Consider the following 18200-nt stretch of genomic DNA (forward strand, 5'->3'; position numbering starts at 1 on the left):
GCTGGCCGACGTCGTCGTCCGGCTGCCGGAGGCGCGGGCGCCCCTGTTCACCGGTCTCGCCCTGACCGTCCGGCGTGGCGAGCGGGTCGCCATTGTCGGTCCGAGCGGGGCGGGCAAGTCGACGCTGGCGGGGCTGCTCGCCGGCGAGATCGCCGCGGAGGCCGGCACGGTCGAGGTGCTGCCGAGCGGCCTCCTGACGCAGCGCACCGAGCTCTTCGACGACAGCCTGCGCGAAAACCTCCTTCTGGCCGATCCCGTGGCCGACGACGCCGCGCTCTGGCGGGCGCTCGATGCGGCCGGCCTCGGCCCGACCGTGCGGGCAACGGGGCAGGGTCTCGACCTCCGCCTCGGCGAGGGCGGCCTCGGCCTGTCCGGCGGCCAGGCGCGGCGGCTGGCGCTGGCCCGGCTCATGCTGTGCGGCGCGCCGCTCTGGCTGCTCGACGAGCCGACCGAAGGGCTCGACGGCACGATGGCGCGCGACGTGCTCGCGCGGCTCGCGCCGGACGGCGGCCAGCATGCGCTCGTCATCGTCACCCATCTGCGGCGCGAGGCGGCGATCGCCGATCGCCTGATCATTCTGGAACCCGGGCGGGTCGTCGCCGAGCTCAGGCGCGGCGAACCGGGTTTCGAGACCGTGCTCGCCGGGCTTCGGCCCGACTGAGGGACATGCCTTGTCGCCGGTCGCCGCCACCGCCTGGCGGCGGGGCGGCGCAAAAAGGGAGAGGACGCCGGCGAGCCCGGCGGAAACAGGATGGAACTCGACATCGTCGCGCTATCGCGCCTGCAATTCGCCTTGACGGCCCTCTACCACTTCCTGTTCGTGCCGCTGACCATCGGCCTCGCGGTGATCCTGGCGATCATGGAGACGGTCTATGTGATGACCGGCCGCGTGGTCTGGCGCCAGATGACCAAGTTCTGGGGCGGCTTGTTCGGCATCAACTTCGTCCTGGGCGTCGCCACCGGCCTCGTCATGGAGTTCCAGTTCGGCATGAACTGGAGCTACTACAGCCACTATGTCGGCGACATCTTCGGCGCGCCGCTGGCGCTCGAAGGGCTGATGGCCTTCTTCCTCGAGGCGACCTTCGTCGGCCTGTTCTTCTTCGGCTGGGACAAGCTGTCCAAGGTCGGCCATCTCATCGCCACCTGGGCGGTGGCGGCAGGCTCGAACTTTTCGGCGCTGTGGATCCTGATCGCCAATGGCTGGATGCAGAACCCGGTCGGCGCCTCGTTCAATCCGCAGACCATGCGCATGGAGGTCAACGATTTCTATGCCGTGCTGTTCAACCCGGTGGCGCAGGCCAAGTTCGTTCACACGGTCTCGGCGGCCTATGTGGTCGCGGCCATTTTCGTGCTCGGCGTATCGGCCTGGTACCTGCTGAAGAGCCGGCACGTCGAGCTCGCCAAGCGGTCGATGACGGTCGCCGCCTCGTTCGGCCTCGCCGCCTCCCTCTCGGTCGTCGTGCTGGGCGACGAGAGCGGCTATCTGTCGACCGAGCACCAGAAGATGAAACTCGCCTCGATCGAGGCGATGTGGCGCACCGAGCCGGCGCCGGCGGCCTTCACCCTGATCGGCTTTCCCGACCAGGCGGCGCGCGAGACCCACTATGCCATCCACATCCCCTGGGTGATGGGCCTCATCGGCACGCGCTCGCTGACGACGGAGATCCCCGGGATCATCGATCTCGTCGACCGCGCCAAGGTGCGCATCCGCCAGGGCATCACCGCCTATGACGCGCTGCAGAAGATCCGCGCCGCCGGCAGCAGCGCGGCGGTTCCGGCCGATGCCAAGGCCGCCTTCGAGGCCAACGGCGCCCAGCTCGGCTATGCGCTGCTGCTCAAGCGCTACGTCGACGATCCGCGCCAGGCGACCGAGGCGCAGATCGAGAAGGCCGCCTGGGACACCGTGCCGGCGGTCGCGCCGCTGTTCTGGTCGTTCCGCATCATGGTCGGGCTCGGCATGTTCTTCATCCTGCTGACCGCGACCTTCTTCTTCCTGTCGGCGCGGCGCATGCTGGACCGCTATCCCCTGCTCCTGCGCGTCGCGGTCTGCGCCATTCCCCTGCCGTGGATCGCGGCCGAGGCGGGCTGGATCGTCGCCGAGCTCGGCCGCCAGCCATGGGTGATCGAAGGCGTGCTGCCGACGGCGGCGGCGGTCTCCAGCCTCGGCGTCGGCCAGGTCCTGTTCACCATCGTCTGCTTCGCCCTGCTCTACACGGTGCTGGCGGTCATCGAGATGGGCCTGATGATCAGGGCGATCCGCCAGGGGCCGGAGCCGGACGAGGAACCGCAAGCCACCCTGCTGTCGCCCCTCGTCGTGCCTGCGGAGTAACAGCCATGATCCTGCACGAGCTCATCGACTATCAAACCCTCCGCCTCATCTGGTGGGTGCTGCTCGGCGTGCTGCTGATCAGCTTCGCCGCCACCGACGGTTTCGATCTCGGGGTCGGCATCCTCTTGCCCTTCGTCGGGCGGGCCGACATCGAAAGGCGCCTTGCCATCAACACGATCGGTCCGGTCTGGGAGGGTAACCAGGTTTGGCTGATCCTCGGTGGCGGCGCCATCTTCGCCGCCTGGCCGGCGCTCTACGCGGTGTCGTTCTCGGGCTTCTACCTTGCCATGTTCGCCATCCTGGCGGCGCTGATCCTGCGGCCGGTCGGCTTCAAGTACCGCAGCAAGAAGGAGGATCCGCGCTGGCGCGAGAACTGGGACCGGGCGCTGTTCGTCGGCGGCTTCGTGCCGGCGCTGATCTTCGGTGTCGCGGTCGGCAACGTGCTGCAGGGCGTGCCGTTCCGTTTCGACGGTGATCTCAGGATCTTCTATGACGGCACGTTTTTCGGGTTGCTCAACCCCTTCGCCCTGCTCTGCGGGCTCCTGTCGGTGGCCATGATCGTCATGCATGGCGCGTGCTGGCTGGTGCTCAAGACCGCGGGGCCGGTGAACGCGCGGGCGCGCTCCTATGGCAGCGGCGCGGCGCTCGCGGTCATCGTGCTGTTCGCCCTCGGTGGCCTCGCCCTCTGGCAGTTCGTCGACGGCTATCGCATCACCAGCGCGATCGTCACCGACGGGCCGTCGAACCCGCTTCTGAAGACCGTGGCGCGCGAGCCCGGCGCTTGGTTCGCCAACTATGCGGCGCGGCCCTGGCTCCTGATCGTGCCGGCGCTCGGCTTCCTCGGCGCGCTCGGCGCCTTCGCCGGCCTGCGGGCCAGGCTGGAGCTGGCGACGATGGCGGCGAGCAAGCTGTCGGTGGTCGGCATCATCGCGACCGTCGGCGTCTCGATGTTCCCGTTCATCTTGCCCTCGTCCAGCGAGCCGCGCGCCAGCCTCACCGTGTGGGACGCCTCGTCCAGCCACCTGACGCTGTTCATCATGCTGGTGTCCTGCGTGATCTTCCTGCCGATCATTGTCGCCTATACGGCCTGGGTCTACCGGGTGCTGTGGGGCAAGGTCGACGAGCGCTCGATCACCGATCACGGCGGTCACGCCTACTGAAACCGCGGAAGGAGACGACGATGTGGTATTTCGCCTGGCTCTTGGGCCTGCCGCTGGCCGCGGCCTTCGCGGTGCTCAACGCCATGTGGTACGAGCTGATGGACGACGAGGCGCGCGCCAGGGCCGAGCGCGCGTCGAGCGGTGGCGGACCGGTCGGCCGCCGCTGAAGCCGGAGCGACCGGCCGGGCGGCGCATTCGGCGCGGCACCCGGCCTTCGACGGTCAGGAGGCCGGGCAGGGACGGCCGGCGTCCCGCGTCGCCGGCCGCTGTGGTCTGAGCGTCGCGAGCGCGACGACCGCCGTCGCCAGATTGATCAGCGCCAGCACGATCAGCGTGATCCTGTAGGCCTGGCCATAGACCGCGGTCAGCGCGACGCTGCCGATATCGGGCGCGAGCCTGGCCGCGCCGGCGAAGGCCCCGCCGGCCAGCTCGTTGGCAAGCCGGGTGAGGGCCGCCTCCTCATGCGGACCGCCGCCATGCGCGGCGAGACCGGAGCGGGTGAAGGCGACGAGCATGGCGCTGGTCGCGGCGAGCGCCAGCGCCTCTCCGGCGACCCTGACGGTGGTGAAGATGCCGGTCGCCATGCCGGCGCGCTCCTTCGGCACGACACTGACGGCGAGCGCGTCCATCAGGCCCCAGGGCAGTCCGCTGCCGATGCCGATCAGCATGAGCGGGGCGATGAAGGCGAGGCGCGGTGCGCCGGGCGGCACCATGGCCAGCCAGGCAAGGCCCGCCGCGGCGAGCGTCAGGCCGACGGCCGCGAGCGTCGCCGACGGTATCCAGCGGGCGAGGAAGGCGCCGGCCAGCGGCACGACCGCGATCGGCAGGCAGAGCGGCAGCAGCATCAGGCCGACCTCGATCTCGCCCATGCCTTCGACGCCGACGAAACGCGCCGGCAGGATGACCAGCGGCACCACGAAACCGAAGCCGGTGGCGAGCGGCAGGGCCTGCGCGCCGAGAAAGCGCGGATAGGCGAACAGGCCGAGATCCAGCATCGGCCGCCGCTGCAGCGTCTCCACGAGGATGAACAGGGCGAGCATCACGGCGGAGGCTATGAGCGCGGCGACGACGGCCGGGCTCGACCAGCCGCGCTGCGGGCCCTCCATGATGGCGAAGGTGAACAGCACCAGCATGGCGGTGAAGGTGGCCGTGCCGCAGGAATCGATGCCGGTGGCATCCGGGTCGCGCGACTCGCCCATGCGCGGCACGCCGAAGGCGAGCACGAGCAGGCCGATGGCGACGCCGGTGAGAAAGACCGAGCGCCAGCCGAACGTCTCGATCAGGAAGCCGGCCCAGACCGGGCCGAGCGCCAGGCCGATGCCGAAGCTGGTGCCGAGCAGGCCATAGGCACGGGTGCGCGCATCGCCCTCGAATTCGTGAGCGAGCGAGGCGGCGCCGCCGGCCATGGTGATGGCGGCTGCGACGCCTTGCGCCGCCCGCATCAGCTCCAGACTGAGGAGATCGGGCGCATAGCCGACGATCGCCGAGGTGGCGGTGAAGGCGGTCATGCCGATGGTGAACATGCGCCGCCGGCCATAGCGGTCGGCGAGGGCCCCGGCGGCCATGACGGTGGAGCCGAAGGCCAGGATGAAGGCGTTCATCACCCAGCCGAGCGCGGCCGGGCTGACGCCGAAATTGCGGCCGATCGCCGGCAGTGCGACGCTCGGCGCGGTGAAGCTCAGCGGCATGGTGAGCCCGGCGCAGCAGACGGCGGCGAGCACGAGCAGCTTGTCAGCACGGCTCGGATGAACCGCGACGCGGATCGACATGACTGACCTCGTCGATGTTCAGGCGGCGAAGCCGCCGTCGACGGCGAGCGAAGCGCCGGTGACGAAACCGGCCTCCGCGCCGGCGAGATAGGCGACCGCCGCGGCAATGTCGGCGGCCTCGCCGTAATGGCCCACCGCGAGCTTCGCGCGCTGCTTGTCGGCATGAGCGCCCTCGGCGGGGTTCATGTCCGTGTCGGTCGGGCCGGGATGGACGATGTTGACGGTGATGCCGCGCGCGCCGAGGTCGCGCGCCATGCCCTTGGTCATGCCGATGAGCGCCGCCTTGCTCATCGAATAGAGGGTCATGCCGGGATCGCCGACGAGCTCGGCGAGGCAACTGCCGATCGAGATGATCCGGCCGCCCTTGCCCATGTGGCGGGCGGCGGCCTGGGAGCCGACATAGACCGCGCGGACATTGACGGCGAGGGTCCGGTCGATGTCCTCGAGCGTATCGTTGTCCAGCGATCCGCCGACGAAGATGCCGGCATTGTTGACGAGGATGTCGATGCGGCCGAAGGCCTCGACCGTACGCTCCACCGCGCCGGTCACGGCCGCGGCATCGGCGCTGTCGGCAGCGAGCGCCAGCCCCTTGCGGCCGAGCGCCCCGATTTCCGCGACGACCGCGTCGGCCTTGGCCGGAGAGTTCGTGTAGGTCAGCGCGACGTCCGCGCCGTCGGCGGCCAGCCGTTTTGCGATGGCAGCGCCGATGCCGCGGCTGCCGCCCGTGACCAGGGCGACCTTGCCGGTGAGCCTTGCCATGACAGTCTCCATTTGTGTGACGATCGATACATAAATAGGATCGCAGTTGCATCCCCCCGTCAAGGGAATTATTTATCGATCGTCACAGAAAGGGAGAGCCATGGCCGAACGTGGCCGCCCGCGCCGTTTCGACAGGCAGGATGCCCTGCAGAAGGCCATGGAGCTGTTCTGGCGGCGCGGCTATGACGGCGCCTCGGTCGCCGATCTGACGGGCGCCATGGGCATCAATTCACCGAGCCTCTATGCCTGTTTCGGCTCGAAGGAAGAGCTGTTCCGTGAGGCGGTGACGCTCTATGGCGAGACCGATGGCAGCCTGACGCGCAGGGCGCTGTGCGAGCAGCCGACGGCGCGCGGCGCGGTGGAGGCGATGCTGCGCGACAACGCGCAGGCCTTCATCAGGCCCGGCCGGCCCACCGGTTGCATGGTCACGCTCGCCGCGCCGACCGGCAGCGCGCAGAGCGACACGGTCTGTGAATTCCTGGCGGAACTGCGCCGCCAGGCGCGCGAGGCATTGGCGGACCGGCTGGCGCGCGGCCTGCGCGACGGCGACCTGCCCGCTGGAACCGACATTGCCGCCTTGACCGATTTCTATTCCACCGTGCTGCACGGCCTGTCGATCCAGGCGCGCGACGGGGCGGGGGCCGAAACCATGCGGGCGGTGGTCGACAGCGCCATGGCGGCCTGGGATGCTCTCGTCGCCCGGCGGATCCAGCCCTAGATTCGGACGCGGCGATTCGCCGCCCCCGAGGCGCGGTTGTGAGGGGCGGGGAGGGGCGCATGAGCCTTGCCGAGACGATCCGTGCGCGCCTCGCGGCCGCCGCCGATGCGGCGCGCGCGCCCGGCATGCAGGCCTATATGAAATCGGCCATGCCCTTTCTCGGCGTGCCTGCCGGGCCGATGCGACAGATCTGCAAAACGGCCTTTTCCGACATTCGCTTCGACAATGGCGCGCATTGGCAGGCCGAGGTCCTGGCGATCTGGCGGGGCGCCCGTTTTCGCGAGGAACGTTATGCCGCGATCGAGCTGACCGGCCTGCGCAGCGCGCGGCCGTTCCAGCGTCTCGACGCCCTGCCGATGTACGAGGAGATGATCGTCACTGGCGCCTGGTGGGACTATGTCGATGCGATCGCCGCCCACCGCCTCCTGGCGATCCTGCGCCATGACGGGCCTGCGATGAAGCGCACCATGCTCAACTGGGCCGGCGACACCGACATGTGGAAGCGCCGGAGCGCGATCCTGTGCCAGCTCGACGCCAAGGCCGGAACGGATCTCGACCTGCTCTATGCCTGCATCGCGCCGTCGATCGCATCGAAGGAGTTCTTCCTGCGCAAGGCGATCGGCTGGGCGCTCCGGCACTATGCCAGGGTCGATCCGGCGGAGGTGGTCCGCTATGTCGAACAACATCCCGAGCTCAGCGGACTCAGCCGCCGCGAGGCCCTGAAGCAGATCGGCGCCGCTGCCGCCGCCGGCTAATTCACGTACCGATCACGTGAATGTGGCGTGATGTGATCCGTTCGGCCGATGCGCCGCGGCCGGGCTTCGCTAGGGTCGCCGTTCCCGCCTAAGCAATGGAGATCACCGATGGACAGGCGCAGTTTCGGCCTTGCGCTCGCCGCCGCCCCGGCCGCGGCCCTGCCGGCCGGCGCGGCCGAGACCGGCCCGGAGGCCAACAAGAAGGTCGTGCTCGATTTCTACGAGAAGGCGCTGAACCAGATGGATTTCGACGCGGCGGCCAGGCATTTCGGCCCGCGCTACATCCAGCACAATCCGGTGGCGCCGGACGGCATCGACGGCTTCAAGGCGTTCATCGCCATGCGCAAGGAGCGTTTCCCGCGCGCCCATAACGAGATCAAGCGCGTCATCGCCGATGGCGATCTGGTCGCCCTGCACGTCCATTCGAAGCGCGAACCGGCCGACCGGGGTCTTGCCATCGTGGACATCTTCCGTCTCGAAGCCGGCAAGATCGTCGAGCACTGGGACGTGATCCAGCCGATCCCGGAAACCGCCGCGCACACGAACGGCATGTTCTGACGGCCGGATCCAGCCTTCGGCCGTCGATTCGTGCGGCCGGACCGGCCGTGTGATGATACCGTCACTGGTGTCGTCCACCATGATGTGCCGTTCCGGAAGCGGGGCGGCACGGCAATGATCAGCCGCCGCCCGTGCGGGCCGGCGTCCTCTCTGGTGTCTCGCGAGGGAGCAAGGCCATGAGTTCGAAACCGACGATCATTCTCGTGCATGGCTTCTGGGGCGGTGCCGCCCATTGGAGCAAGGTCATCGTCGACCTTGCCCGCAAGGGGCATTCCTCGCTGGCGGCGGTGGAACTGCCGCTGACCTCGCTCGGCGACGATGCCGAGCGCACGCGCAAGATGGTGGCGCAGCAGGATGGCCCGGTGCTGCTCGTCGGCCATTCCTATGGCGGCGCGGTGATCACGGAAGCGGGCCACCTGCCCAATGTCGCCGGCCTCGTCTATATCGCCGCCTTCGCGCCGGATGCCGGCGAAAGCCCCGGCGCCATCACCCAGCAGCATCCGCCGGCGGCCGCCGCCAACCTCGCTCCGGACAGCGACGGCTATCTCTGGCTGCGCGCCGACAAGTTCCACGAGAGCTTCTGCCAGGATCTCAGCGCCGACGAGGCGCTGGTCATGGCGGTCACCCAGAAGGCGCCGCTCGCTTCGGCCTTCGGCGACACGGTCTCCAGCCCCGCCTGGAAAGCCAAGCCGAGCTGGTACCAGATCTCCAGCGAGGACCGGATGATCGCGCCGGAGAACCAGCAGCGCATGGCGGCGCGGCTTGGCGCGCGCAAGGTCATCACCCTGGCGGCGAGCCATGCTTCGCTCGCCTCCGAGCCGGCCGCGGTGGCAGGCCTGATCGACGAGGCCGCACGGGCGGTCGCCTGACCGGCGCTCAACGCGCGGCGAGCCGTGCGCCGCCGCGGGGATGGCCGCCGAAAAGGCGGCGGAAGATGGTGTCGCCGGCCAGCAGCCGGCGGCCGAGACCGGCAATCAGGGCGACGTCGTCGCGCCCGAGGCTCAAGCGGTTGTGCAGGCCGAGAATGCGGCGGCGCAGCGTCCGGTCGGCGACGTCGGCGAGCGCGACGCGGATCACCTCGACCGTCAGCCGGGAACAGGCCGACGTCGCGTCGGCGCGGGCGCAGCGCCAGCGCACGAGCCGGTCACGCCAGGCGCTCGCCTCCCGGCGCAGGGCGTCGACGCTATGCCGGCTGGACGCGTCGATCATCGCATCGGCCGCGCCGACAATGGCATCGACCGCGTTGGGCGGTGCCTCGGTGCGCGACATGTCGCCGCCGATCCGGGTCGAGGCGTCGGCGACGATGAAGACGATCCGGTCGAGCCGGAGCGCCTCGGGCGTCGTCAAGGGGGCCGGCGGCGCGCGATGCATCCGGTGGATCAGGCTCTGCGTGCCGAGCCCGTCGACGAGGCCACCGTCATAGAGCTTGAGGAAGGAGAGGTCGGGCTCGGACCGGTAGCGCCCGAGCGCGGCGCGATAGTCGCGCTCGACCAGCGACCCTCCTTCCCCCGCCGCATCGTCGCCCGATGCCGGCCGGGCGACCGGGCAGGCCTGGTTGTAGTTGCGCAGCACGACCGGGGCGAAGACGACCGGTACCGCCGCGGAGGCGGCAACGGCGTGGGAGAGCGGAAACCGGTCGACATCGCTGCAGAGGGCAGCGAAGGACCGGCGGTCGAAGATGAACGGCGCACGGTTGTAGAGGTCGGTCGCGTGCATCAGCAGGCGCGGCCGGCCAGGGCCGCCGAGATCGGCGAAGGTCGCCCCGCCGTAGAGATGGGCATCGAGCCAGGCCGGCAGGCCCGTCAGGTCGTTCACTCCGCCCTGATAGGCGCGCAGCAGGTTGGCAGGCGTGAAGCTGGTATGAAGGGCGGCCTCGACATCGCGGTCGAGGAAATCCCGGCGGAAATCGGCCAGCCGCGCGGGGCCATGCAGCGCGACATAGGCTGCCAGGATGGCGCCGCCGGAAACGCCTGAGACCAGCACGACCTCGTCGGCAAGGCTGCGCCCCGGCCGCGCCGCGTGCCGTTCGGCGAGCTCGCTCAGCACGCCGTAGCCGAAGGCGGCGGACCGTGCGCCGCCGCCGGAAAAGGCGAGAATGATCGCCGTGCCGTCGCCGGCCGCCGGCGCGCTCCGCTCGACCGGCGGCGTGCTCAGCGGCCTGTTGACGGCGATCGCCAGGGGACCGGCGCAGGCCGCAAGGCCCAGGCCGCAGCCAAGGGCCAGTGCATGCCGCAGCCAGCGGCCTAAGAGGTTACTATAGGTTGGTTTCCGACATGAGTTGGAATGCAATGCCGTGTGCCGAAGAAGGATAGGCGCATTCGCGGTGAGTGTGTGCGCCAGTTCGCGTTATCATCTTCTAGGCCTGTGCAATTGCGTGAACATTGCGAAGGCTGAGCGGATGCGCAGATATTGCGTGCGCATGCGAGAAAATGTGCCGACGACTCAGTTTCCGACTTCGATGATCTGCTGCGTCTGGGCGAGCCGCGGCACGGTGAGCCGGAAGCAGGCGCCGCCGCCGGGTCGATCGAACACGGTGATGCGGCCGCCATGGATTGTCGCGATCTCGCGCACGAGATTGAGGCCGAGGCCGGCGCCGCGGTCGAGCGGCGTCAGGCGATGGAACGGTTCGAAGATCCGTTCGCGCTGGTCGGCCGGCACGCCTTCGCCTTCGTCGGCGACCTCGACCGATCCGTCGGCGGCGACCGATATGCCGATCGTGCCGCGCCGGCCGCCATGCTGGATGGCGTTCTGGACGAGATTGGTCAGGGCTCGCTCCAGCGCCATCTGGTCGCCGTTCACCATGACCTTGCCGGCTTCGCTGTCGAAGGCGAGCTCGTAGCCCGCGCCGATGGCGAGCGGGGCGAGGTCGGTCGCGACGCGCCGCGCGATCCTGACGAGGTCGACCGGGCCGAAATGGGCGGTGCAGCGGTTCAGCCGCTGCAGGTCCAGCAGCTGCTCGGCGAGGTTGGCGAGCCGGGCCATGTCTTCCAGGAGCCGCGTCTTGTCGGCGCCCGGCGGCAGGGCTTCCAGCCGCGTCTGCAGGATGGCGATCGGCGTGCGCAGCTCGTGGGCGGCGTCGACGAGGAAGCGCTTGTGGCGCTCGTAGCCTTCGTCGAGCCGGCCGAGCGCGTCGTTGACGGCCCGGACCAGCGGCGCGACCTCGGCGGGAACATTGCCGACGGTAAGGCGCGCGCCGCGCTTTTCGATATCGATGGTCGCCGCCTCCGCCGCGGCCTGGCCGAGCCCTGCCAGAGCCCGCCGGACCACCATGGAGGTGGCGATGACGGTCGCGATCGTCATCAGGACGAGGTTGGGCAGGATCGCCGAGAGGAACAGGATCGAGGCGCCGAGCACGAGCTTGCGCAGCATCAGGCGGCCGGCCGACCCGGAAATGATCTGGACATTGCCAGCCGCCGTGTCGACGCGCTTCACCCGCGCGGTCGGCAGGCCCGGCTCGTCGCCGATCTGCCAGCCGAGCCGGGCCTGGCTGATATGGTCAAGAGCATCGCCGATACGGGCGAATTCGGCGGGGATCCTGCCTTCCGAGAGCATCTGGCCCTGGCGGTCGCGAACGATGAACCAGAGGCCGGCATTGTCGCGGCGCAGCCGCTCCATGTCGGCGGTCGGCCGCAGCACCAGCCGGCCGTCGGCGTCGCGCGCCAGGGCGACCTGCACGGCATCGACGACGGCGTCCTCATCCGGCTCGTCGGCGAGATGGCCGGTGATCCAGAGCGTGCCGATGGCGAGGATCAGGAGGAGCGCCAGCATGGCGCCCTGCAGCACGACGAGCCGCCAGACGAGGCGCCATTTCAGCGATCTGAGCCGGCCGAAAGCCATCGGTCAGGCGGTCTGCTTCAGGAGATAGCCGATGCCCCTGATGGCATGGATGGCAATGCCGACATCCGCCTCGGCAAGCTTGCGCCTGAGCCGCGAGACATGGGTGTCGAGAGCATTGGACTGGATCTCGTCGTCCATGCTGTAGACCGCTTCCTCCAGCGCCGAGCGCTGCACCGTCCGCCCCATGCGGCGCAGCAGCGTCTCGAGCACCAGCAGCTCGCGCCGGGGCAGTTCCAGGGCCGCGCCGTCGATAGTCGCCTCGCGGTGGCTGAAATCGAAGGTGAGGCGTCCGACGCGCAGGACGTCGGCCGTCAGTTCCGATGACCGGCGGCGCACCGCCCTCAGCCGGGCCAGCAGCTCCTCGACCGCGAAGGGCTTGGCGAGATAGTCGTCCGCGCCCTTGTCGAGCCCGGCGACGCGATCGGCCAGGTCGCCGCGGGCGGTCAGCACGATGACCGGCATGGTGAGGCCGCGGGCCCGCAGGGCGGGGATCAGCGCCAGGCCTTCGCCGTCGGGCAATTGCCGGTCGAGCAGGATGGCGCCATAGGGCGAGGAGGCGATGGCCTCCTGGGCATCGGCAAGGTTTGCGACATGATCGACGACCATGTCGTAGCGCCGGAGCGCCGCGCCGAGCGCGGAAGCCATTTCCGGCTCGTCGTCCACCAACAGAACCCGCACGATCCATTCCCTTGCCGCAGCGCTCCCGCCATGCGGTTAATGGCCGGGCATTGCGCCAGCATTGCGTTTTGCCGGCGTAGCGGACCTATTGCGCGCAGTCGAGGGGCAGCACGACCGGAAAGGCATAGTCCTGCGTGGTCGGCACGCGCCGCGGCTCGCCGGGCGCGACCTCGGTGATCTCGACATTGTTGCGGCGCAGGAAACGCGCGATGACGTCGCGCTGGATGGCGGTGCCGGGCCGGCCGATGAACTGCGGGTCGTTGGCAATGCCGACGACCAGGCCGTTGGTGTCGAAGATCGGCGCGCCCCATGGCTCCTCGATGGAGCCGGCCTGGAACTGGAAGCGGTTCTGATCGATGCCCGAGCCGGTCGGCGCGGTGATGGTCGAGTGCACCACCGTCAGGGCGCCGAGCACGCGGCGCGCCGGATAGCCGGCAATGACCAGCGGCTCGCCGAACCGCAGCCCGGCGGCGCCGAGGCGGAACGGCGCGACCGGGCTGACGAGGTCGGGCACGCGGTAGAGCGCCAGGTCGAATTCGGCGTCCTCGGCGATCCGCGTCATGGCGACGCGCTGGCCGCCCGGGCGGGCGATCGACACGGCCGAGCAGTTGCGCACCGAATGGAAGGTGGTCAGAACGTGGCCGAAGCGGCTGACATAGAAGCCGGTGCCGGAGGAGATGACCTGCCCCGGCTGGCCGCGGGCGGCCACGGTGAGCTCGGGAACCTCGCAGAGATTCTGGTTCGGACGCGTTTCCACCCCGCCCCCGGCGAACAGGAAGCGCAGGTTCCAGACGCAGCCCTGCTCGCTGGTGAGCCGCAGGTGGAAGCGGCCGGCGGCGCGCAGCGTGCTGTTGCCGAGCCGGTCCGGGCCCCAGTCGGAGCTGTTCTGCGGCTGGGCGTAGAGCGAGACGACCGCGGCCGGCCCCTGGTTGACGATCATCGTGTCGGCCGAGCGCAGCTGCGGCGGCGGCTGCTGGGGCTGCGCCGACTGCTGCGGGGGCTGTTGCGGGCGCTGCGGGGGCTGCTGCGGCCGCGACTGCTGCGGCGGCGGGTTGATCTGGGTGTCGCGCGGCAGCTCGGCGGCGCTGCCGTCGAACACCACCTCGCTGATGTCGCAGAGCACCAGCCGGCGTTTTTCCTCGACGCGGGTGTTCTGATAGACGACGCGGATGTCCCAGTTGCAGCCGCGCCCGCGCTCGGGACGCAGCTCGCCGCGCAGGCCGGCGCCAATGGCCACGCCGTTCAGCCGGTCGGCGCCCCAGTTGTCGTCGCTGACGGGGGAAGCGTAGAGCCGGACGATGGCCGAGGAATAGCGGTTGACGATGAGGACGTCGGGATTGTTGCGGTCCACGCCGCGCTGGGCAAAGGCCGGCGACGGCCCGCCGATGCCAGTGGTCGCGACGGTCACGAGGCTGAGCGCAGCTGCAAGGGCGAGGTGAAGCCTAAGAAACGCGCTCAGGACGCGTGGGAACCGCATCGACGAATGCCATCTGGTGATCGGAGCGGCGAATTTAGCCGGGGCGCCCCCGGCTGTCACGACCCGTTGCGGGCCGGCCGCGTCAGAAACGCGCGGCGTCATCGACCAGCCGGACGCTGCCCTGGCGCTCGCGCGGGTAGCCGTCGCCGTCCCAGAACCGGCCGAGGGCGCTGCGGGCGGCCGCCGCGGCCTCGCCCGTGCAGCCTTTCTCGGCCAGGAACACCCGGGCGTCCTGGTGACCGGCCTCGACGGCCGCGGCGGCCTGCTGGCTGCCGGAGCGGTTGGCGGCCTTCACCATGCGGCGGATCGATTCGAAGGTGGCCATCGGCAGGAAATCGCAATTGCTGTCGTACCAGAGCGTGAAGCCGGCGAGATAGTTGGTCCGCTCCTCGCGCACCATCGGACTGACCTGGTGGAACAGATCGACGATCCGGTCCGCCGTCATGGCCTCGATCATGCGGTCCTGCCTGTAGGGGCCGGCTTCGACCGGCGCGGCGGCCAGCCCGGAGGCGAGCGCGACCGTGGTCAGAAGCGTGGTGAGGGCGGACATTGCGGGCTCCATGCGCGAACGGACGATCCGTTCCTTTCGGTTCAAGCCTTAGCGAGGCCGAGCGGGGCGGGGCATTGCGCGGGGTTGCGGCGGCTTGAACGGACTTGGCCGGCCGGTGCGCGCAGCCCGAGGGCGATCGGCTCGGCATGGCTGCCGAGCGCGGCGACCGCGCCGGTGCGCAGCGCCCGCCGCAGCATGACCGGCGCCGGGCGGCGGCGGCCGGCAAGGAACAGCGCGATCATGACGGTGGTGGTCGGCAGGGCGGCGGCGAGGGCGAGAAGCGCATCTGACGGCATGGCGAAAGCCTCCGGACGGGGCAGGGATCGGTCGTGTCCGGGTCTTAGGCCGATGCCGGCCGCGCGGGCATTGCAGCCGGTTGCAGCGGCTTGCTGGCAGTGGCCGTCGAGATCGACGGGGGCGGTCGGGATCCCGCGAATCAAGCCGGCGGCCGCGGCGCCTGCGGGGCGCCACGGCCGGGCCGTCGCATCGGAGGGATCAAGGCCGTCGTGTCAGGCGGCCTTGGGCTCGCGCACCACATAGTCGCTGCCGCAGAAGCCGACGGCATTGGCGTGGCTCTTGGTCAGGCGCGCGAGATTGGTCAGGAAGCGGGCCGTTTCCTCCTCATCGAGGGGAGCGGCGGAGGCATTGCCGCCGCGCGGATCCAGCCGGCCGAGAATGTCGGGATTGCGCACGACGATGGCGGTCAGGCGGAAGCGCCCGGGCACCGGCTGAACCGGCTTCGGCTCGCGCATCAGGAGGATGCGGCCGCCCGAGACGGTCGGCTCGAACGGCGAGGGAAGCCAGCGCACGACGTCCTGGAAGGTCATGTCCCAGATCCGGCCGCCGAGCATGGAGGGGTCGCGCGAGAACATCACATAGACCTTCAGCGCGCCGCCCGCCGCCTCGGCCGGCAAGCCGTCGATGGCGAAGAGCCCCTTGTGCCGGCCGATCTCGAAGACCGGGGGACCGGAGGCGGCCGCGGAAGCCCCCTCGAAGAAGCGGGTCGTGCCATATTGCTCGATGGCGACGCTGAGACTGCCGGGCGTGTTCGGCGCGTCGGGCGAGAATTCCCGCACCAGCGCCTTGTGGCCGCGGTCGAGCACGTCCTGGTCGATCACCTCGGTCGCGTCGATGATCTGGCGCGTGAAGGACAGGACCGGCGCTTCGAAGTCGTGGGAGCGGAACGTATAGGGCGCCGGATCCGAGCGGCCGGCCGCGCCGCGCACCACCGCCACGCGCTTGTTGACGACGTCGGCGAGCTCGCCGGCCACATCCGGTTCGCAGCCATAGTCGCCGCGCAGCATCTTGGAGAATTTCGACGGGCCGTCGTCCGGCCCCCAGAGGCGGGTGGCGATCTCGGCATTGGACTGCGGCAGCCTCAGCAGCTCGCGAACGGCAAGCCATTTCAGGAAGAGATTGGGGATCGCATTGGCCATCGGGCGTCTCCGGCGCGGGCTCGGAACACTGTCACGGTTATGATGTCACGTGCCGTTTCAATTCCAGCATTCGCTCGCGCAATCAACATTACACCCGAAACGAAGGCTGAAATCACGATACCGGCGGTTGTCGGATGCAGTCAGCCAGATCGCCGGCCCGGGGGAAAGGGCCCTGGCAAGGGCGCGCAAGGCACGGCAAGCCGCTGCAATTCCGTCATGACACGGCACCGCGCGATGCTGGCCGCCAAGACGGGCTGTTGGAGACCGCCGGCCAGGACCTTGCGGGGCGGCCCCGTCACGACGGAGTTGCGAGCATGCGCCGCCACCACCTCATCCTCGTCCTCGTGGCCTGCCTGTCGGTCGCCATGGCGACGGCGGCCACGGCCGGCGAGCGCGTCGCGCTCGCGATCGGGATCTCCGCCTATCGCTCTCAGCCCCTGCCGAGCCCGGCGCGCGATGCGACCGAGGTCGCCGACGCGCTGAGCCGCTTCGGCTACCAGGTGACCCTCGCCAAGGACCTGAATTCCGAGGATTTCCGTGCCGTCGTCTCCGCCTTCGTGGCGAAGGCCCGTGGCGCCGAGGCGGCCATCGTCTACTTCTCGGGCCACGGCCTTCAGGTCAATGGCGAGGTCTACATGCTCGCCAGCGATACCCGCATGGATCATCCGGAAGCCTTCCAGCGCGACGATTTCACCGTCAACGGCATTCTCGACCGCCTGCAGGCGGCCGGCGTCGACTTCAAATTCGTCATCGTCGACGCCTGCCGCAACAATCCGTTCCTGGACGCGGGCGGCCGCGCCCCGGCGGCGGTCGCCAATGCCGGCCGCGCCGAGCGGCGGCGGCCGGTGACCAATGCGCTGGTCAGCTTCGCCTCGGCTTCAGGCCAGCCGTCGCAGGACTGGGGCCGTTCGATCGGCCTCAGCCTCTATACATCGGCGCTGCTGGAGGTCATGCGCCGCAACGCCCGCATCGAGGTGCGCGACCTGACCTTGCAGACACGCGTGCTGGTCGAGCAGCGGATCGCCAGCCGCGGCGGCAATGCACAGAATCCGTGGGAAGGGTCCTCGCTGACCCGTCCGATGCATCTGGAGCGCGGTGGCGAAGGCGGTTCGGTCGTCGCCTACCGGCCCGGCCGGCGCCAGGACCATGCGGATCTGGAGGCCGGCCGGCGTTACCAGCCGCGCGGCGAGCGCGCCGTGCCGCGCATGGCAAGGCCGGCCGACGACGACGAGGGCATGGACCTGCCGGCACCGCGCCGCAGCCGTAGCTGGGAACACAATCGCATGGGCGAGGACGACTGGGGCGGGCGGCTGCCGCGCGGCGGCAAGGTCAGGTCCGCCGGCCGCTATGACGGGCTTGCCGAGTGAGGCCGGCCGAAGGCCGCCTCACCAGAGTGTCATGGCCAGGCAATATTTGTCGTTTTCCAGGACCGTGGTCTCGCGCGGGCAGCCGGCAAGCCGGTGATAGGCGGTCAGGTTGATGGTCGCGCCGCTGCGGCCGGCGAGGCGCTCCTCGCCGAGCGGCGTCGGCGTCACCGGGCCGAGGCCCGCGGTGCCGGTCAGGCAATAGCTGCCGACGGGAAACTGGGCACTGTCGGAGGCGCAGCCTGCCGACGTCCTCGGATTGAGCTCGGCCGCGCCCGCCGCGGCGCCGACCACGGTCATGCCGGCCGCCGCCGGCGGCGGCGCGAGCCAGGGCGGGCTGGCGGGGTCGAGACAGGCATCCTCGGCTTCGAACAGGCTGCTGGCCTGGCAGCGCGCGCCCGTCTTCGATGTCACGGCCAGGGTCATCACCGAGGCCTGCGGCATGACCAGCCGGCCGGCATCCCAGATCGCGCCGAGCGGCCGGCCGGCCTTCAGGCAGTAGAGACCGTCGAGCACGCGGGTCCAGCCCTCGTGGCAGGGCTTGCCCGGCTCGGCGCGCCAGACGATGGCGCTGTCGGCTTCGACAGGCCAGGAGGCGGGGTTGGCGAGATCGACCCTGTGCTGTTCCGGCCAGAGGGTATAGGCGCCGGCGAGCACCGCCAGGGCGGCGATGCCGGCGCCGGCCGCGACCAGGACGCGCGGCGCCAGAGCCGCGGCCTTGCCGGCCGTCGCGATCCCGGCCGCGAGGCTTCCGGCCAGTTCCTGGGGCCTCGTCCAGCGCGACGGCAGGCCCGGCGCGGCCGGCACCGC

At 70.1% G+C, this 18200-nt stretch carries 19 protein-coding genes; 9 read left to right on the forward strand and 10 right to left on the reverse strand.

Annotated features, from left to right (window positions below; genetic code table 11):
• The 4 genes from OZ671_RS30095 to cydX all read left to right on the forward strand — a co-directional run.
• Positions 1–661 (forward strand): ATP-binding cassette domain-containing protein (locus OZ671_RS30095; RefSeq protein ID WP_268864124.1); only part of this gene is annotated, 661 nt, incomplete at its 5' end.
• A 90-nt stretch (positions 662–751) separates the two neighbouring features.
• Positions 752–2329 (forward strand): cytochrome ubiquinol oxidase subunit I, encoded by a 1578-nt coding sequence (locus tag OZ671_RS30100; protein ID WP_268864125.1) that lies wholly within the window; start codon positions 752–754, stop codon positions 2327–2329.
• A 5-nt stretch (positions 2330–2334) separates the two neighbouring features.
• Positions 2335–3489 carry a cytochrome d ubiquinol oxidase subunit II gene (gene cydB / locus OZ671_RS30105; RefSeq protein WP_268864126.1) on the forward strand — a complete coding sequence of 385 codons (1155 nt, stop codon included), beginning with the start codon at positions 2335–2337 and terminating at the stop codon, positions 3487–3489.
• Between the two features lie 20 nt (positions 3490–3509).
• Complete coding sequence (gene cydX / locus OZ671_RS30110) at positions 3510–3656, forward strand: cytochrome bd-I oxidase subunit CydX (RefSeq protein WP_268864127.1); 147 nt, start codon at positions 3510–3512, stop codon at positions 3654–3656.
• A 54-nt stretch (positions 3657–3710) separates the two neighbouring features.
• Here cydX and OZ671_RS30115 read toward each other — a convergent pair whose 3' ends face one another.
• Both OZ671_RS30115 and OZ671_RS30120 read right to left on the reverse strand, forming a co-directional pair.
• On the reverse strand, positions 3711–5258 hold the full coding sequence (locus tag OZ671_RS30115) for an MFS transporter (protein ID WP_268864128.1): 1548 nt from the start codon (positions 5256–5258) through the stop codon (positions 3711–3713).
• Positions 5259–5276: 18 nt separating this feature from the next.
• Positions 5277–6017, reverse strand: coding sequence for an SDR family oxidoreductase (locus tag OZ671_RS30120; protein WP_268864129.1), 741 nt, complete (start codon positions 6015–6017; stop codon positions 5277–5279).
• 100 nt (positions 6018–6117) lie between these two features.
• Between OZ671_RS30120 and OZ671_RS30125 the strand changes: the two genes are divergently transcribed.
• From OZ671_RS30125 to OZ671_RS30140, 4 genes are all read left to right on the forward strand, one after another.
• Positions 6118–6735, forward strand: coding sequence for a TetR/AcrR family transcriptional regulator (locus OZ671_RS30125; protein WP_268864130.1), 618 nt, complete (start codon positions 6118–6120; stop codon positions 6733–6735).
• 59 nt (positions 6736–6794) lie between these two features.
• The gene (locus tag OZ671_RS30130; RefSeq protein WP_268864131.1) at positions 6795–7490 is read left to right on the forward strand and encodes a DNA alkylation repair protein; all 696 of its coding nucleotides are present in this window, start codon (positions 6795–6797) and stop codon (positions 7488–7490) included.
• Positions 7491–7598: 108 nt separating this feature from the next.
• Positions 7599–8048: a nuclear transport factor 2 family protein gene (locus tag OZ671_RS30135; RefSeq protein ID WP_268864132.1), complete on the forward strand. Its 450-nt coding sequence runs from the start codon at positions 7599–7601 to the stop codon at positions 8046–8048.
• Positions 8049–8224: 176 nt separating this feature from the next.
• On the forward strand, positions 8225–8917 hold the full coding sequence (locus OZ671_RS30140; RefSeq protein ID WP_268864133.1) for an alpha/beta hydrolase: 693 nt from the start codon (positions 8225–8227) through the stop codon (positions 8915–8917).
• Positions 8918–8924: 7 nt separating this feature from the next.
• On the opposite strand, the gene OZ671_RS30145 is transcribed toward OZ671_RS30140, so the two are convergent.
• The 7 genes from OZ671_RS30145 to OZ671_RS30175 all read right to left on the reverse strand — a co-directional run bounded on the left by OZ671_RS30145 (position 8925) and on the right by OZ671_RS30175 (position 16026).
• Positions 8925–10337 carry a patatin-like phospholipase family protein gene (locus tag OZ671_RS30145; RefSeq protein ID WP_268864134.1) on the reverse strand — a complete coding sequence of 471 codons (1413 nt, stop codon included), beginning with the start codon at positions 10335–10337 and terminating at the stop codon, positions 8925–8927.
• A gap of 153 nt (positions 10338–10490) precedes the next feature.
• A complete protein-coding gene (locus OZ671_RS30150) occupies positions 10491–11885 on the reverse strand; it encodes a sensor histidine kinase (protein ID WP_268864135.1) in 1395 nt (464 codons plus the stop codon).
• A gap of 3 nt (positions 11886–11888) precedes the next feature.
• A complete protein-coding gene (locus OZ671_RS30155) occupies positions 11889–12563 on the reverse strand; it encodes a response regulator transcription factor (protein ID WP_268864136.1) in 675 nt (224 codons plus the stop codon).
• Positions 12564–12648: 85 nt separating this feature from the next.
• Complete coding sequence (locus tag OZ671_RS30160) at positions 12649–13971, reverse strand: S1 family peptidase (protein WP_268864137.1); 1323 nt, start codon at positions 13969–13971, stop codon at positions 12649–12651.
• A gap of 151 nt (positions 13972–14122) precedes the next feature.
• Positions 14123–14590, reverse strand: coding sequence for a hypothetical protein (locus tag OZ671_RS30165; protein ID WP_268864138.1), 468 nt, complete (start codon positions 14588–14590; stop codon positions 14123–14125).
• Positions 14591–14631: 41 nt separating this feature from the next.
• Complete coding sequence (locus tag OZ671_RS30170; RefSeq protein WP_268864139.1) at positions 14632–14886, reverse strand: hypothetical protein; 255 nt, start codon at positions 14884–14886, stop codon at positions 14632–14634.
• 213 nt (positions 14887–15099) lie between these two features.
• Entirely contained in the window at positions 15100–16026 is a 927-nt protein-coding gene (locus OZ671_RS30175; RefSeq protein ID WP_268864140.1) for a hypothetical protein, read from the reverse strand.
• Between the two features lie 314 nt (positions 16027–16340).
• Here OZ671_RS30175 and OZ671_RS30180 point away from each other — a divergent pair, with 314 nt between their 5' ends.
• On the forward strand, positions 16341–17393 hold the full coding sequence (locus tag OZ671_RS30180) for a caspase family protein (protein ID WP_268864141.1): 1053 nt from the start codon (positions 16341–16343) through the stop codon (positions 17391–17393).
• Positions 17394–17411: 18 nt separating this feature from the next.
• Here the strand turns inward: OZ671_RS30180 and OZ671_RS30185 are convergent.
• Positions 17412–18200, reverse strand: a 789-nt coding sequence (locus tag OZ671_RS30185; RefSeq protein ID WP_268864142.1) for a hypothetical protein, incomplete at its 5' end; no start/stop codon positions are given.

The sequence above is a fragment of the Phreatobacter sp. AB_2022a genome (genome assembly GCF_026847585.1).
GTDB lineage: Bacteria > Pseudomonadota > Alphaproteobacteria > Rhizobiales > Phreatobacteraceae > Phreatobacter.